The organism is Bacillus sp. OV322 (genome assembly GCF_900112495.1).
GTDB lineage: Bacteria > Bacillota > Bacilli > Bacillales > DSM-1321 > Peribacillus.
Window position 1 is genome coordinate 100,802 of sequence record NZ_FOMA01000003.1, and the last position, 14,359, is coordinate 115,160.

Annotated in this window: 18 protein-coding genes; 13 read left to right on the plus strand and 5 right to left on the minus strand. The window is 42.6% G+C overall.

Features of this window, described 5'->3' with window-relative positions; all coding sequences use genetic code 11:
- Positions 1-12 precede the first annotated feature (12 nt).
- On the minus strand, positions 13-552 hold the full coding sequence (gene pssA, locus BM126_RS08210; protein ID WP_071353596.1) for a CDP-diacylglycerol--serine O-phosphatidyltransferase: 540 nt from the start codon (positions 550-552) through the stop codon (positions 13-15).
- 108 nt (positions 553-660) lie between these two features.
- Here pssA and BM126_RS08215 point away from each other — a divergent pair, with 108 nt between their 5' ends.
- On the plus strand, positions 661-1,467 hold the full coding sequence (locus BM126_RS08215; protein WP_177201365.1) for a phosphatidylserine decarboxylase: 807 nt from the start codon (positions 661-663) through the stop codon (positions 1,465-1,467).
- A 45-nt stretch (positions 1,468-1,512) separates the two neighbouring features.
- Here the strand turns inward: BM126_RS08215 and BM126_RS08220 are convergent, their stop codons facing one another.
- Positions 1,513-1,653: a sporulation histidine kinase inhibitor Sda gene (locus BM126_RS08220; protein WP_071353594.1), complete on the minus strand. Its 141-nt coding sequence runs from the start codon at positions 1,651-1,653 to the stop codon at positions 1,513-1,515.
- Between the two features lie 661 nt (positions 1,654-2,314).
- Between BM126_RS08220 and BM126_RS08225 the strand changes: the two genes are divergently transcribed.
- The 8 genes from BM126_RS08225 to BM126_RS08260 are packed head-to-tail and all read left to right on the plus strand — an operon-like array spanning position 2,315 to position 7,328.
- Positions 2,315-2,836 carry a YqeG family HAD IIIA-type phosphatase gene (locus BM126_RS08225; RefSeq protein ID WP_071350749.1) on the plus strand — a complete coding sequence of 174 codons (522 nt, stop codon included), beginning with the start codon at positions 2,315-2,317 and terminating at the stop codon, positions 2,834-2,836.
- Positions 2,818-3,942 (plus strand): ribosome biogenesis GTPase YqeH, encoded by a 1,125-nt coding sequence (yqeH, locus tag BM126_RS08230; RefSeq protein ID WP_090989073.1) that lies wholly within the window; start codon positions 2,818-2,820, stop codon positions 3,940-3,942. The genes BM126_RS08225 and yqeH overlap by 19 nt, the downstream gene beginning before the upstream one ends.
- A 17-nt stretch (positions 3,943-3,959) precedes the next feature.
- Positions 3,960-4,802, plus strand: coding sequence for a shikimate dehydrogenase (aroE, locus tag BM126_RS08235; protein ID WP_090989074.1), 843 nt, complete (start codon positions 3,960-3,962; stop codon positions 4,800-4,802).
- On the plus strand, positions 4,796-5,086 hold the full coding sequence (yhbY, locus tag BM126_RS08240) for a ribosome assembly RNA-binding protein YhbY (RefSeq protein ID WP_071350746.1): 291 nt from the start codon (positions 4,796-4,798) through the stop codon (positions 5,084-5,086). The genes aroE and yhbY overlap by 7 nt, the downstream gene beginning before the upstream one ends.
- A gap of 11 nt (positions 5,087-5,097) precedes the next feature.
- Positions 5,098-5,667 (plus strand): nicotinate-nucleotide adenylyltransferase, encoded by a 570-nt coding sequence (locus BM126_RS08245; RefSeq protein WP_090989075.1) that lies wholly within the window; start codon positions 5,098-5,100, stop codon positions 5,665-5,667.
- A complete protein-coding gene (gene yqeK / locus BM126_RS08250) occupies positions 5,657-6,229 on the plus strand; it encodes a bis(5'-nucleosyl)-tetraphosphatase (symmetrical) YqeK (protein WP_090989076.1) in 573 nt (190 codons plus the stop codon). The genes BM126_RS08245 and yqeK overlap by 11 nt, the downstream gene beginning before the upstream one ends.
- Positions 6,229-6,585: a ribosome silencing factor gene (gene rsfS, locus BM126_RS08255; protein ID WP_071350743.1), complete on the plus strand. Its 357-nt coding sequence runs from the start codon at positions 6,229-6,231 to the stop codon at positions 6,583-6,585. Before yqeK ends, rsfS begins: the two co-directional genes overlap by 1 nt.
- The gene (locus BM126_RS08260; RefSeq protein WP_090989077.1) at positions 6,582-7,328 is read left to right on the plus strand and encodes a class I SAM-dependent DNA methyltransferase; all 747 of its coding nucleotides are present in this window, start codon (positions 6,582-6,584) and stop codon (positions 7,326-7,328) included. Before rsfS ends, BM126_RS08260 begins: the two co-directional genes overlap by 4 nt.
- A 77-nt stretch (positions 7,329-7,405) precedes the next feature.
- Here BM126_RS08260 and comER read toward each other — a convergent pair whose 3' ends face one another.
- The gene (gene comER / locus BM126_RS08265) at positions 7,406-8,233 is read right to left on the minus strand and encodes a late competence protein ComER (RefSeq protein ID WP_090989078.1); all 828 of its coding nucleotides are present in this window, start codon (positions 8,231-8,233) and stop codon (positions 7,406-7,408) included.
- Positions 8,234-8,324: 91 nt separating this feature from the next.
- On the opposite strand from comER, the gene BM126_RS08270 reads away from it, so the two are divergent.
- From BM126_RS08270 to BM126_RS08280, 3 genes are all read left to right on the plus strand, one after another.
- Positions 8,325-8,987, plus strand: coding sequence for a helix-hairpin-helix domain-containing protein (locus tag BM126_RS08270; RefSeq protein WP_256213028.1), 663 nt, complete (start codon positions 8,325-8,327; stop codon positions 8,985-8,987).
- 85 nt (positions 8,988-9,072) lie between these two features.
- Positions 9,073-9,636, plus strand: a complete 564-nt coding sequence (locus BM126_RS08275) for a ComE operon protein 2 (RefSeq protein WP_090989079.1) — start codon at positions 9,073-9,075, stop codon at positions 9,634-9,636.
- Positions 9,637-9,648: 12 nt separating this feature from the next.
- Entirely contained in the window at positions 9,649-11,949 is a 2,301-nt protein-coding gene (locus tag BM126_RS08280) for a DNA internalization-related competence protein ComEC/Rec2 (protein WP_090989080.1), read from the plus strand.
- Between the two features lie 118 nt (positions 11,950-12,067).
- Here the strand turns inward: BM126_RS08280 and BM126_RS08285 are convergent, their stop codons facing one another.
- Positions 12,068-12,202, minus strand: a complete 135-nt coding sequence (locus BM126_RS08285; RefSeq protein WP_071350737.1) for a YqzM family protein — start codon at positions 12,200-12,202, stop codon at positions 12,068-12,070.
- A 337-nt stretch (positions 12,203-12,539) separates the two neighbouring features.
- On the opposite strand from BM126_RS08285, the gene holA reads away from it, so the two are divergent.
- Positions 12,540-13,553: a DNA polymerase III subunit delta gene (gene holA, locus BM126_RS08290; protein WP_090989081.1), complete on the plus strand. Its 1,014-nt coding sequence runs from the start codon at positions 12,540-12,542 to the stop codon at positions 13,551-13,553.
- A 266-nt stretch (positions 13,554-13,819) separates the two neighbouring features.
- Here holA and BM126_RS08300 read toward each other — a convergent pair whose 3' ends face one another.
- Complete coding sequence (locus BM126_RS08300) at positions 13,820-14,284, minus strand: DUF2691 family protein (RefSeq protein ID WP_090989083.1); 465 nt, start codon at positions 14,282-14,284, stop codon at positions 13,820-13,822.
- Between the last annotated feature and the right edge of the window lie 75 nt (positions 14,285-14,359).

The window sequence follows — 14,359 nt, forward strand, 5'->3', positions numbered from 1 at the left end:
GCATGAAAATTATTAAACTTTCTTAAGTTTAAATGGACTGACCATTAAGAAAGATAATATAATCATAAAGGACAGCAGAATGACAGGATGGACATGTCCGATGGCCAGAAAGCTAAGGGTAGCCAGGCATCCAGCCGCAGTAATCGGCAGCCCGGTGAAATAGCCATTGCTTTCCGTAATATTAAATTTGGCGAGGCGGAATGCACCGCAGCCAATGTAAAATACTGTGAAGAATGTACCTGGAGCGCCGAAATCTTCAAGAACACCCTGATATAATAATAGAGCAGGCGCTATTCCGAATGAAATAATGTCGCACATGGAATCCAGCTGTTTGCCAAGCTCGGATTCACAATTGAATTTTCTGGCTGCCATGCCATCAAACCGGTCGGCAAGTGCGGCTAGAAAGATTAATAGTAAACTAAGGTTTAATTCATGATTCATGCCAGCAATTATCGCAAATCCGCCAAGGGATAAATTGGTTAAGGTTATGATGTTTGCGGTCTGTGTTTTCAGCTTCTTGACAGTAAGGTCCAGTACGTCAGATATTAACATGTTTTCACTCCTCTTGGACTGGATAATTTACATCCTAAATGCTTATTATATAATAATATTTTATACCGTACAAATTATGCAAGATATTTTTGAATTATTTTACATTTGGTGGTGGAATATTTGTACCAGTTTTTTTATCGGTCACTTATAGAATTGACAAACGGAAAATGGAGCTCCCATCTTCTGAAAAGGTTCAGCAGCTCAAGTCTCTCAAAGCACCTTATACCTTCTTATGCAAGGGTTTATAACATCAATCAGGATGAAAGCAGCCGTAAGCTTGATGAGTATGAAAACCTGCATTCCTTATTTACCAGGCAGCTAAAGGAAAATGCCAGAGTCATAGCTGCGGATCCTTCTGCGGTTGTCAGTCCCGTGGATGGAGTTCTGGAGGATTATGGGGAAATCACTCTGGAAAAAAGCATCATTGTAAAGGGACGGACATACTCGATTGAAGAAATGCTGGAAGACCCGGACTCACTCCAGAAATATCTTGGGGGATCATTTATGGTGCTGTATTTAAGCCCAAGCCATTATCATCGGATTCATGCACCGGTATCCGGCACCGTCAAAAAAAGATGGGTGCTCGGGAAAAAGTCGTATCCGGTCAATAAATTCGGAATGAAATACGGCCGTGCACCACTTTCTAAGAACTACCGGAATATAACCGAGGTTGAACATGAAAAAGGGATGGTAGCCATTGTGAAAGTCGGAGCAATGTTCGTGAATTCAATTGAAATTACCGAGCAATCGGACAAGCTGGTTAAGGGCCAGGAGTTTGCCTATTTCAGCTTTGGTTCGACAGTAGTGCTTTTATTTGAAAAGGGAATTTTCCAAAAAGACATACAGAAACCTGTGCCTTCAGATGTCAGAGTCGGAGAAAAGCTGGGCGTCCTTACAGACGCAGAGCAGGAATGACCATAAAGGAAAAAGGCTGATCCTATTGTCAGCCTTTGTAGCTTTTTACAGTGTTATTCTAATTTTATGTGTGAGGGATCTGCGGTGAATTTCCGTTTCAATAAGACGGATAAAGTCTCTGCTCAATTCTAATTTTCTTGCCTTAAAATAAGACTCAATCAGTAAATCATCAGTTAATTTATTCATAGCTTTGCCAGAGCGGCCACTCACCTCCATATTATATCAATCAGGCATAAACGGTGTATCCTGTGCATATATTGACAAGTTAACCTGGTGTATTCCCACTTTATCAAATTAGATTGTTAAGAACAACCGTTCCAATATCCACAGGATTTGGTGGATAACCTGTGCTTAACTTGTTTATAATTGGAAATTCTGTGCGTGAAACAAAGGGTAAAATGTGCATAAGGTTATCCACAAAAATAAAAATGGAGAATTTTGTCGAAAATTATTTTGATTTTTAGCTCTGTTCATCCTGACTGCTTCTAATTGGACTATCTTACAGCAGGCAAGGAGCTAAAGGCATTATTGCTCCGGAATTAAAACATACATAGTAAGAAAGGCAACACTGTGCAATCCCTGCCATTATGGAAAAAACATCATGTTTTTCCATAATAGCAGGGATTGCTCGCTGTTTTCAGAGTGAAATACAGTCAAAACTGATTGTACAGCTTTGCACTGGAAGGTTCGTTTAAAGGGGAGATTTTTCTTTTTTTCTTCCCTTTCCTTTCGTTGTATATTATGATGGAATTTTGAAGTACATGGTTTTCACTTGCTTTTTTGAAAATTTGAGGGAAATCCGATATGATGGAAACGGTAAATTCATGAAAAATATTGAGGTGCAGACATGCTTGAAATATTCTTGCCCAGCGAACATGTAAAAAGCATTTTTGACATAACGCCCGAGCAGCTAAAGGAAAAAGGAATAAAGGGTATCATTACAGACCTTGATAATACACTTGTGGAATGGGACCGGCCTACGGCAACACCTAAGCTTATTAAATGGTTTGATAATATGAGAGATCACGGAATTTTAGTGACGATTGTTTCTAATAATAAGGAAAACAGGGTCCGGGCTTTTTCGGATCCGCTTCATATTCCTTTCATCTTTCAGGCAAGAAAGCCAATGAGGCGCGCATTCAGCCGTGCCATTGCCAGCATGGGATTGAAACGGGAAGAAACCGTGGTAATCGGAGATCAGCTATTGACAGATGTGCTAGGCGGAAACCGCGGAGGCTTTCATACAATTCTCGTGGTGCCAGTCGCTTCCAATGATGGCTTTGCGACAAAACTGAACCGCAAAATTGAAAGACGGATACTCGCGTTTTTCAAACGAAAAGGGATGATAGAATGGGAGGACAGCAATTGAACAATCAAGAAGAAATGGTTTGTATAGGCTGCGGGGTCAAGGTTCAGACTGAAGATCCTTCCAAGCTTGGATATGCCCCTAAATCTGCGCTTGAAAAGGAAACAATCATCTGCCAGCGCTGTTTCAGGCTTAAACATTATAATGAAGTCCAGGACGTATCTTTAACGGATGATGACTTTTTGAAAATATTGAACAAGGTCGGCGAAACAGACTCCCTAATTGTCAAAATCGTTGACATCTTTGATTTCAATGGAAGCTGGCTTCCTGGGCTTCACCGCTTTGTCGGAGGAAACGATGTTCTTTTAATCGGCAATAAAGCAGATCTTCTTCCAAAAAGTGTGAAGCACAATAAATTGATTCACTGGATGAAAGAATCTGCACGTGAATTAGGCCTGAATCCGGTAGATGTTCTGCTTGTCAGCGCTGAAAAGGGAAAACACATCCAAGAAGCGGCCGAAGCGATCGAGCATTACCGGAACGGGAAGGATGTTTATGTTGTAGGCTGTACGAATGTCGGGAAATCGACATTCATCAATCGCCTTATCAAGGAAGTGAGCGGCGAAGGTGATGTCATCACGACTTCCCATTTCCCTGGAACCACACTGGATACCATTGAAATTCCGCTCGATGATGGACAGGCCTTGGTTGACACACCGGGAATCATCAATCATCATCAGATGGCTCACTATGTCGATAAAAGAGACTTGAAATTCATCACGCCAAAGAAAGAAATCAAGCCGAAGATTTATCAGCTGAATGAAGGCCAAACCTTATATTTCGGCGGATTGGCGCGACTTGATTATGTATCAGGAGGCAGAAGGTCCCTGACATGCTACTTGTCCAACGACTTGAATATTCACCGAACCAAGCTTGAAAAAGCTGATGAATTATATGAAAATCATGCGGGCGAACTGCTTACGCCTCCCCGCAGAGACCAGATGGATGAATTCCCGAAATTGGTTCCTCATGAATTTACAGTTAAAGAAGGCAAAATGGATATTGTATTTTCAGGCTTAGGATGGGTGACGGTAAACGAACCTGGAGCAAAGATTACGGCACATGTGCCTAAAGGGGTCAATGTTATCATCCGCAAGTCATTAATTTAATAAATGTGGTGGAGCAAATGATGAAATTGTACGGTGTAATCGGAGACCCGATTGCACACTCCATGTCACCGGAAATTCATAATGATGCTTTTGAAAAACTGGGTATCGAAGCAGTTTATCATCACCTTCATGTGGTTCCGGATGACCTGGAGGCTGCGGTCAAGGGAATGAAAGCAATTGGCTTCGCGGGCTTTAATGTCACGGTTCCCCATAAAGAGGCGATCATCCCTTTTCTTGATGAAGTGGATGAAGCCGCTTTGGCTATTGGAGCAGTAAACACAGTTGTCCGGGAAAACGGGCGTTTTAAGGGATATAATACAGATGGAATGGGTTTTTACCGTTTTCTCAGTGAATGGATCACAGGCGAGCTGTCAAATAAGAAAACATTGATCATTGGAGCAGGCGGTGCTGCAAGAGGCATTTACTTTACGTTAGTGAAGCAGGGCATGAAAAAGGCTGATATCGCCAACCGCACTGCGGGCCGGGCCAGAGGGCTGATTGATGATTGCCCCTATAGCAAGGAATCTTTGGCCCTGTCCATCCCTGAAGCAGAAGAAAGGCTTGCTGATTATGACTTAATCATACAGACAACTTCTTCAGGAATGAGTCCAAATATCAGTGAAAAACCGATTAATCTTTCCATTATAAAAGAACGGGCATACGCCGCTGACATTATTTATAATCCGCTAGAGACAGCGTTTTTAAAAGATGCGGCTTCGCTTGGAGCCCGTATTGAAAATGGGCTTGGCATGTTTGTGAATCAGGCAGCTCTGGCTTTTGAGCTTTGGACTGGCCAAGCGCCTGATACAGCAAGAATGCAGCAAATTGTTTTGAACAAACTAGGAGGTCACACATGCTGACAGGTAAACAAAAACGATTTTTACGATCAAAGGCACATCATTTACAGCCGATTTTTCAGGTGGGAAAAGGCGGAGTGAATGAAAATCTTGTTAAACAAGTCGGAGAAGCTTTAGAAGCCCGCGAACTCTTGAAGGTAAGCATCCTGCAAAACTGTGATGAAGAACGCGGCACTGTTGCAGAGGGGCTATACAAAGGCGCGAAGGCAGAACTTGTACAGATTATCGGCAATACGATCGTGTTATATAAAGAGTCAAAAGAAAATAAACAGCTTCAACTGCCATAAGGAAGAATGTGATGAAGAAGATAGGTATCCTTGGAGGCACCTTCAATCCGCCGCATATCAGCCATCTGATTGTGGCAAATGAAGTGCTGCATGCACTGTCTCTTGATGAAGTCAGGTTCATGCCGAATCATATTCCGCCCCATAAAGTGAAAACACATGAAGTATCAGATGAAGACCGGCTCTCCATGCTGCATCACGCAATAAGCGGAAATCCCTGCTTTTCGGTTGAGGAAATTGAAATGAAAAGAAAAGGGACTTCCTACACATATGATACAATCAAGCTTCTGATAGAAAAGGAGCCCGAGTGTGAATTTCATTTTATTATAGGCGGAGATATGATTGAATATCTCCCAAAATGGCATAGAATCACGGAACTTTTGGAGATGGTCACTTTTGTCGGGGTGAAAAGGCCAGGTTACAGCGAAGCTACATCATATCCGGTAACCATGGTGGAAATTCCGCAAATGTTTATTTCCTCATCTCTCATCAGGGAAAAAATAAAAAAGGGCTCGCCCATCCAATATTTGCTTCCTGATTCTGTGGTGAGTTACATTAAGGAGAATGGTTTATATGAATCGTGACGAAGCTTTACAATTAGTGAAGGCACAAATCACAGAGCAGCGCTATATCCATACGCTTGGTGTTACAGAAGCTGCGATTGACCTTGCAAAACGCTATGGAGCTGATATAAAAAAGGCTGAACTTGCGGCCATTTTTCACGATTATGCCAAATTTCGTCCCAAGGATGAAATGAAGGAAATCATCATATCAAAAGGGATGGCCCCTGATTTGCTGGAATATCACTCCGAACTATGGCATGCGCCTGTCGGGGCATATCTGGTTGAAAAGGAAGCGGGCATCACCGATCGGGACATCCTTGATGCAATTGCTTACCATACTTCAGGAAGACCTGGTATGACATTGCTTGAGAAGATTGTATATCTTGCAGATTATATAGAACCGGGACGTGCTTTTCCCGGAGTGGACGAGGTCCGCGAAACAGCGAAGAAGAACTTGGATCTTGCTGTCATCGAAGCATTGAGGAATACGGTCGCTTTTTTAATGAGCAGAAAACAGACTGTATATCCTGATACCCTATTTACGTACAATGATCTTATCAAGAACAAGAAGGAGAAGATTTAATGACAGAGCGCGAATTGCTAGTAACAGCTGCTAAGGCGGCAGATGATAAAAGAGCCGAGGACATTGTTGTACTTAATATGAAGGGGATTTCCCTTATTTCAGATTATTTTTTAATTTGCCACGGCAATTCTGACAAGCAAGTGCAGGCTATTGCACGTGAAATGAAGGAAAAAGCCGAAGAGAATGGCATTGAAGTCAAGCGGATGGAGGGGTTTGACGAAGCAAAATGGATTCTTGTTGACCTTGGCGATGTTGTTGCACATATCTTCCACCGCGATGAAAGAAGCTACTACAACTTAGAACGCCTATGGGGAGATGCACCTTCAGAGGACCTTCAAAGCGAATTGAACCTATGAGCTATGAACGCTTTGCCTATGTTTACGATGCATTGATGAAGAATGCTCCCTACGAGAAGTGGCTGCAGCTTTTGCTTGATAAGTGGGGAACGTATGATGTAAGCGGAAAGAAAATTCTTGATCTTGCCTGCGGAACAGGAGAATTCACTGTTGAGCTAGCCAGGTGCGGTTTTGAAGTAGCCGGTGTTGATTTGTCGGAGGAAATGCTTTCTGTCGCCAATGAAAAGGCAAGTCTTATGGGGCTGCAGATTCCATTTTACCAGCAGGACATGGCCGGTCTAGAGGGACTAGGCGTGTATGATGGGGTCACGATTTTTTGCGACTCTTTGAATTACCTCAGAACGGAGAATGATGTTCAGGCTGCCTTCAGGGGTGTGAATGAGCATCTTCAGTCTGGCGGGTTATTCATGTTCGATGTGCACTCTGTTTATAAAATGGAGCAAATTTTCCAGAATCACACGTTTGCTGTCAACGATGAAGATGTATCATATATCTGGGATTGCTTTCCTGGTGAAGAGCCTTATAGTGTTGAACACGATTTGAGTTTCTTTGTCCGTGATGAGGAATCCGGGTTATATGACCGCTTCGATGAATGGCATTATCAGCGTACATATCAGACAGAAACCTATGAACGCTGGCTAAACGAAGCAGGCTTCGAAGTTTTGGAGGTTCTTGCTGATTTAAATGAAGAGGCCCCAAGCAGTACAACGGAAAGAATTTTATATATCTGCAGGAAAAAATAAATAAGTTGAACAGAGCATGCAATTCTCTGTTCAACTTTTTTTTGATGTAAGCAGGAAAATGCCCTTAAGCGGAGAATCTAGTATTTATGCCCAAGATCTTCTTCGATTTGCTCCAGATCTTCCTCGAATTTTGCCTGTGTTGCCTCAAAGAGCCGCGGAAACATATCACCGATTGCCCCTTCGAGCACCTTGATTCCTTCTCCTGTAATCCCGCCTTTTACGCAGACCTTTTCTTGCAGTGACGGAAGAGAATAAATTTCCTGGCTTAATAACTCGCCTAATCCCGCCAGCATATTCTGTGTCAGAATCGTTGCTGTGGCTTCATCAATTTTCGTTGCCTGGCAGGCTCCATCAATGAATGCCCTTGCCAAAAAGCTGAAGAAAGCCGGTCCGCAGCTGACAATATCAGAAGCTGCCCTGGTAATTTCATTTGGTATAGAGACAGGAGCTGAGATGGATTTGGCCAAGTCTGAAATTTTTTCCTGCCATTCACGGCTGCATGATTCTCCAAACGTCAGCAGAGAAACCCCTGATAGCGCGCGGTTTGTGATGCTTGGAATGAATCGTGCACAGTGGCAGTTCAGCTGTGATTCCAGCTGGGCCACTGAAATGGGGCTAGTAATCGACACAACACACTGTTCCTGTGTAACGGCCGGTTTTATTTTTGCAATCACTTCCGCAAATTGTAGAGGCTTTACACAAAGGAAGATCAGGTCTGCTCTTCTTGCCGTTTCCTCTGCCGTTTCTGCCACTGATATTGCCCCGCATCGCTCCTGCAGCGTATAAGCCTTTGAAAGTGTCCTGTTCGTGACTGTAATCTCCTCGGGCTTTACAGCTCCAGCTCCAAGAAAAGCCTCTATTAAAATGGTTCCCATATTTCCTGTCCCGATAAAACCAATTTTCATCCTGCCACCCCCTCGTTTCTCCTAAAGAGTATGATACATCCTCCTTGTCTTATGACTTCTGTAAAATCAATACGAAAGGATGTTAGTTTTCATGGATATTTTATTAAAAAAGAAAATAGCGGCCGTTTTTGGAACTGTCATCCTTGCTTCGGGAGGATTTTACTATTATCAGGAAACAAAAAGCGGCCAGGAAAATCAAATGAATATTTTTCCTAACCAAGCGGAAAATGCGTTTTCTGCAGATCCCTTAGCTGCCGGAGAAAAAAAGGCTCCAGCCGAAAAGAAGCCTTCTGTTATAAAGGTGGATGTGAAAGGGGCTGTTAAGGCTCCAGGAGTGTTTAATGCAAAAGAAGGAGACCGTGTGATAGATTTGATTGCAGCTGCGGGAAATTTTTCCCGGGAGGCGGATAAAGATAAAGTGAACCTTGCTCAGCTTGTGCAGGATCAGATGGTCATTTATGTGCCGGAAAAAGGTGAAGCACCAGGGATGGAAGGAGCTTTGGCAGCACCCGCAGGAGCCGTTTCTGTCCCGCAAGGAAAGGGAGGAGGCGGGGATGGAAAGGTAAATTTGAATACGGCTTCAGAGGCGGATCTTGAGACATTAACTGGCATCGGCCCGTCTAAGGCGCAGGCCATTCTGGAATACCGGGATAAAAATGGCGGCAGCTTCAAATCGGCTGAAGATTTAAAGAATGTGCCGGGAATCGGCGACAAAACCTTTGAAAAATTAAAGGATTCCATTTTTGTACAATGAATTCTTTAGAGCTTCATCTACACAATGATAGGCTTAAAAGGTAGAATGGAGGAGAAACCATTACTGCATGAGGGAGAGACAAATCATGAAACGTATCAGCTGGGATCAATATTTTATGGCACAAAGCCATTTATTAGCTTTAAGAAGCACTTGCACACGACTGACGGTAGGAGCCACCATCGTGCGCGACAAGCGCATCATTGCCGGAGGTTATAATGGTTCCATTGCAGGGGGCACGCATTGTATTGATGAAGGCTGCTATGTCATTGACCATCATTGTGTCCGTACCATTCATGCGGAAATGAATGCCATTCTGCAATGTGCCAAATTCGGGGTCCCTACAGGAGAAGCTGAAATATATGTGACGCATTTTCCATGTCTTCAATGCTGTAAATCCATCATTCAGGCTGGCATAAAAGCAGTTTATTATGCTAAGGACTACAAAAACCATCCTTATGCTATCGAACTGTTTGAGCAGGCGGGAGTGAAAGTTGAGCATGTCAGGGCGGAATCACCTGCACAAGGCGAAAAAGAAAAGCAGGATTTTGTTATGTCCCTGCTGACAGAACTCGGACATTCTGGAAGAACTCCAGAAGAAATCGCGGAATTGCGGAAGCAGGCAGAATCAATATTCAATCCTACTGTTTAACGGGGGAGTTAAGTGGATAAAAAACTCATTTTCACAGCCGTATCAGCGGCACTTGGCACGTCCTGTTATTTTTCACGAAGCGGGAAGATTCTGTTCATCCTGCTTCTGTATTTTATATTTCTATATATGACAGCAGGATTTAGAAATCTGCTTCTTCAATGTGCGGCTGCTGCTTTATTTTTTTCATCGGCACACATTGCTGCAATCCGGCAAAAAACGGTATTTACAGGCAGGGAATATTCCTTTCTCATTACCTTTTCAGAAATGCCGGACTTTGATGGCAGCCTCATGAAAAGCCCAGTGAAAAGCCAGAATGAAAGCCTTCAGCTATTTTACAGCATAGGAACTGAAGAAGAAAAATCTGCCTTGCAGCAATACATGGGCCCGGGGGTTTCCTGCTTGATTTCCGGCAAGCTTGAGAAGCCTGAAGCTGCACGAAATGCGAATGGATTTGATTATAAAAAATTTTTGATACAGAAAAACATTTCATGGATCCTCCGAGCTAAGACTTTATCGTTAGACAGTTGCCGCCACAACCCAAAAAACCCCGCATTCATGATTTCCTCACTCAGGGCAAAAGGCATCTCCTATATTTCAAATCATTTTCCCGAATCTTCAAAAGGCTTTGTCTCTGCATTGATTTTTGGAGATGGGAAGGAGATCGGTGAAGAAGACTATCTGGCCTATCAGAGACTTGGCATCGTCCACTTGCTGGCCATTTCCGGACTTCACGTCAGTTTTTTAACAGGCATTCTATTTTATCTGGGAATCCGCATGGGCATCACCAGAGAAAAAATGAGCATGATCATCCTTATTTTATTGCCCGCATATATGATCCTTTCAGGAGGCAGTCCATCTGTTTTGCGGTCCTGCCTTATGGCCATGCTGTATTTTTTCCTTTCCCTTTGCAGAAAAAAGCAGGCTATTACTGCAAGCATGGCTTGTGTATTTCTTTTTCTGCTTCTTTACAGTCCATATATGTTATTTAATATCGGCTTTCAGCTATCTTTCCTTGTTTCACTCTCCATCGTTTTATCAGCCCCTATTCTAAAAAAGTACCCAAACCATCTTCAGCAGCTTTTAATAATGAGCATCATTTGCCAGCTGGCGGCCATTCCAGTCCTTCTGTATCACTTTTATGAAGTCTCCGTGCTCGGCATCTTCTTGAACGTAATATATGTACCGCTGTATTCCATCCTGTTTCTTCCTTTTTCAATAATAGCTTTGGCTTTTTCGATTTTTTTGCCTCATCTCTCGGAACCGCTGATTGTGCTGCTGGATCTTTTATTCCGGTTCTGCAGCTGGTTAGCAGAAAGGATATCAAAACTTCCTTTGTCATACCTGACATTTGGAAAACCTGCTTATTGGACCATGCTGCTCCTTTCACTCAGCATATTCATCATATTTATACAATGGGAAAGAACCTCGCTTTCAAAGTGCCGTAAAGCAGTATTTTTTCTTGCTGCGGTGCTGCTTGTTCAATATCATATCAATAAATTTTCACCTTTTGGAGAAGTGACGTTCCTTGATGTAGGGCAGGGTGATTCAATTTTAATACAGCTGCCATACAGCAGGGGCAATTATCTCATCGATACAGGCGGACAGCTGATGTTTCATCAAGAAAAGTGGAAAGAGCGCAGAAAAGTATTTGATACGGGCAGCGGTACAATTATTCCGCTGCTGAAAAGCAAGGGGATCCATGGCCTGGATAAGCTGATTCTGACGCATCCGGATACTGATCATATAGGAAGTTCAGATAAAATCCTTGCAGGCATTGAGGTAAAACAGATTGTATTAGGGATGGGGAACGAACAGAAATATAGGGAGAAGGATTTTATACAGACTGCAGCAAGGAAGGGAATACCGGTTGCAGAGGTGAAAAGAGGAGATCGCTGGAAGGCAGGAGAAGCAGAATTTTTTGTGCTGAATCCCTATCGAACGGAAGAAGAAACAAATGAATCATCCATCGTGCTGTTTGCAAAAATGGGTGGCCTTACCTGGCTGTTTACAGGCGACTTTGGAGTGAAAAGCGAAGGAGAGCTGCTTCGCACCTATCCGGGACTTTCCGCAGATATTCTAAAAGCAGGCCATCATGGCAGCAAAACATCTTCTTCTGCAGAATTCCTGAATGGCATTTCGCCAATGGCAGCCGTCATTTCTGCAGGAAAAAACAACCGCTACGGCCATCCGCACCAGGAAACGCTCAAAGCATTAACCATGCTTCATATCAAGGTCTTCCGGACAGATGAACAGGGGGCAGTCACTTACCGCTTTTCAGGGAGAAGGGGAACCTTTTCAACCAGTTTGCCATAGTATGTCAGTAAAGGAAGAGGAAATGAAGAAAGAGACCCTAAAGAAAAGCGGCCTCTATCGGGCGGGAATTCTTCCATTTTCTCCTTGTTAACGCATTCATTTTTGCCGGATAGTATACTTAAGAACCTATCGTATGAATTACGGTAGCAATGATGAACAACACGGCAAAAAATGCAAATGAAACACCAAATCCAACTCCGGCGTCAACTGCATCATTACGTTTCGATTGGACATTTTTTTCGAATTCGTTCATGGCTAACCCCTCCTATTTCACTTTTAGTATAAGCGATTACAAAATAAAAATCTACAGTTCCATTTTGATTTCCTATACTGACAAGAGTTGTCACAAATACTTTAGCCGTGAGGGGCAACAATAATTATATGAAGCAGGTTGAGCTTCTAAGTCAGGCGGCAGACATACTCATTTCATATCTAATACCGCTGTATAAGAAAGTAATCCGGAACTTTCTTGGCAGCGTTTATATAAATCGGGGATTGGCCTATTAGGCCGATTCCCGTTAATAGCTTGTCAAAATGCTTTCTTATCTATACCATTATAATAAGAATACATAGCAAAGAGGCGGTTTTCATTGGTATTAGATATTTGGAAAAGTATTAAAGCAAAGCAGTTTGCCCCTGTGTACCTGGTATATGGGACAGAAGCTTACCTGATAAACGAAACAAAGCAGCTTTTTTTGCAGCATGCACTTACAGAAGAGGAGATTGATTTTAACTTTGCTCAGTTTGATTTAGAAGAAACTCCAATAGAAACAGCCCTTGAAGACGTTGAAACACTCCCTTTTATGGGAGATCGGCGTCTTGTTTTCATGCAGAACCCATTCTTTTTGACTGCGGAGAAAACAAAATCAAGAATTGAGCATCAGGTAAAAAGGCTTGAGGAATATTTATCGAATCCTGCCCCTTATTCAATTGTTGTGCTAACGGCTCCTTACGAAAAGTTGGATGAGCGGAAAAAAATCACTAAGGAGCTTAAAAGGAAGGCAGTTCTTGTCGAAGCGAAAAAACTGAATGATCATGAACTGAAGGCGTGGATCAGGGAAAGGGCAGCCATTTCGCATGTGCAGATTGATGAAAATGCCATCGACTTATTGCTCGAACTTGCTGGGACAAACCTTATGCAGCTTACCAGCGAAATTGATAAAATGGCTTTGTATGCGGATGACGAAAAAAGGATAGATACTCTGGTTGTTGAAAAGCTTGTTGCTAAATCACTGGAACAAAATATTTTCACGCTTGTAGATTATGTTCTGCAGCGGAACATTGAGGGTGCGATAACCATTTATCGTGACCTTCTGCGGCAGAATGAAGAACCGATTAAAATCCTGAGCGTAATTGCAGGACAAATCCGCATGCTGTACCAGGTAAAGGAGCTGTCAAGGCAGGGCTACAGCCAGCAGAAGATTGCTTCAGCGCTTAAGGTCCATCCTTACCGGGTGAAGCTCGCTGCCGCAAAAACAAACACATTTCTGGAAAAAGAACTCCTGGCCATTGTGAAAGATCTTGCCGAAGCCGATTATAAAATAAAAACGGGCCAGGCTGACAAAGCACTCACACTGGAACTGCTGCTTTTAAAAATGAGGTAATTCTGCGTAGGGCTAGCTGAAACCGTCATAATTAGGACAAGCTATTAAAGTCATTAAAGGATAGCCTTTGCTAAATTGGCCGGCAGATTTCCGCTGCAGGTGCTTCGCTTTCCGCGGGGTCTCACCTGCCACGCTGATCCAGCAGGAGTCTCGCACCTTTCGCTCCAATCCGCCTATTTCTGTTTGAATAGTAACCAGCAATCAAAAAGCCAGCTTCCTTATGTCTTAAGGAAGCTGGCTTTTTTATAAGCTAAAATCAGTTATTATCACACTGATAGCCTTGTTCTTGTATCGTTTTTATCTGTAATATAGTTGAGGCTATTAAAACCTTTTAATTTCGCATTTTGATATAAGCCTTCGAGTTTTGCCTTGTCTTTACAATAAATTGTTACATATATAGAATCAACAACTAAAAGCACGAGCTGACAATTGCTGTTTACATATTCATCATACGTTTCAATATGTAATGGATTCTTCCCTTTCGGATAGGCTTGTAAATTTACAAAGATGAGATAATATTTATTTTCTTCCAAAAGTTCTCTGAGAAATAAGCTATCCATCCCGTTCATCTCTTCTGGGAAAAGTGGTTCCCGTAACTCTTTATTCTCCACTAAATAGGATTCTTCGTCAGCGCTTAACCAAACGAATTCAGTAATTTCAAAGGGAGTTAATACCTTCCAAAGAAAACTTCCATATTCATTGGGAATTTCGAAAGTTATACCTCGTTTCATTTTTCATCTCCTCCTTTATTTAACAAGGAAAAGCAACGTTATAACTATTGCAAAATGACCAGAAAAGCATTTGGC

What these genes read in the sequence shown, in the direction of transcription:
- pssA (WP_071353596.1), bottom strand. Translation starts at nt 552, where the DNA reads ATGTTAATATCTGACGTACTGGACCTTACTGTCAAGAAGCTGAAAACA.
- BM126_RS08220 (WP_071353594.1), bottom strand. Translation starts at nt 1,653, where the DNA reads ATGAATAAATTAACTGATGATTTACTGATTGAGTCTTATTTTAAGGCA.
- BM126_RS08225 (WP_071350749.1), top strand. Translation starts at nt 2,315, where the DNA reads ATGCTTGAAATATTCTTGCCCAGCGAACATGTAAAAAGCATTTTTGAC.
- yqeH (WP_090989073.1), top strand. Translation starts at nt 2,818, where the DNA reads ATGGGAGGACAGCAATTGAACAATCAAGAAGAAATGGTTTGTATAGGC.
- aroE (WP_090989074.1), top strand. Translation starts at nt 3,960, where the DNA reads ATGATGAAATTGTACGGTGTAATCGGAGACCCGATTGCACACTCCATG.
- yhbY (WP_071350746.1), top strand. Translation starts at nt 4,796, where the DNA reads ATGCTGACAGGTAAACAAAAACGATTTTTACGATCAAAGGCACATCAT.
- BM126_RS08245 (WP_090989075.1), top strand. Translation starts at nt 5,098, where the DNA reads ATGAAGAAGATAGGTATCCTTGGAGGCACCTTCAATCCGCCGCATATC.
- yqeK (WP_090989076.1), top strand. Translation starts at nt 5,657, where the DNA reads ATGAATCGTGACGAAGCTTTACAATTAGTGAAGGCACAAATCACAGAG.
- rsfS (WP_071350743.1), top strand. Translation starts at nt 6,229, where the DNA reads ATGACAGAGCGCGAATTGCTAGTAACAGCTGCTAAGGCGGCAGATGAT.
- BM126_RS08260 (WP_090989077.1), top strand. Translation starts at nt 6,582, where the DNA reads ATGAGCTATGAACGCTTTGCCTATGTTTACGATGCATTGATGAAGAAT.
- comER (WP_090989078.1), bottom strand. Translation starts at nt 8,233, where the DNA reads ATGAAAATTGGTTTTATCGGGACAGGAAATATGGGAACCATTTTAATA.
- BM126_RS08270 (WP_256213028.1), top strand. Translation starts at nt 8,325, where the DNA reads ATGGATATTTTATTAAAAAAGAAAATAGCGGCCGTTTTTGGAACTGTC.
- BM126_RS08275 (WP_090989079.1), top strand. Translation starts at nt 9,073, where the DNA reads ATGAAACGTATCAGCTGGGATCAATATTTTATGGCACAAAGCCATTTA.
- BM126_RS08285 (WP_071350737.1), bottom strand. Translation starts at nt 12,202, where the DNA reads ATGAACGAATTCGAAAAAAATGTCCAATCGAAACGTAATGATGCAGTT.
- BM126_RS08300 (WP_090989083.1), bottom strand. Translation starts at nt 14,284, where the DNA reads ATGAAACGAGGTATAACTTTCGAAATTCCCAATGAATATGGAAGTTTT.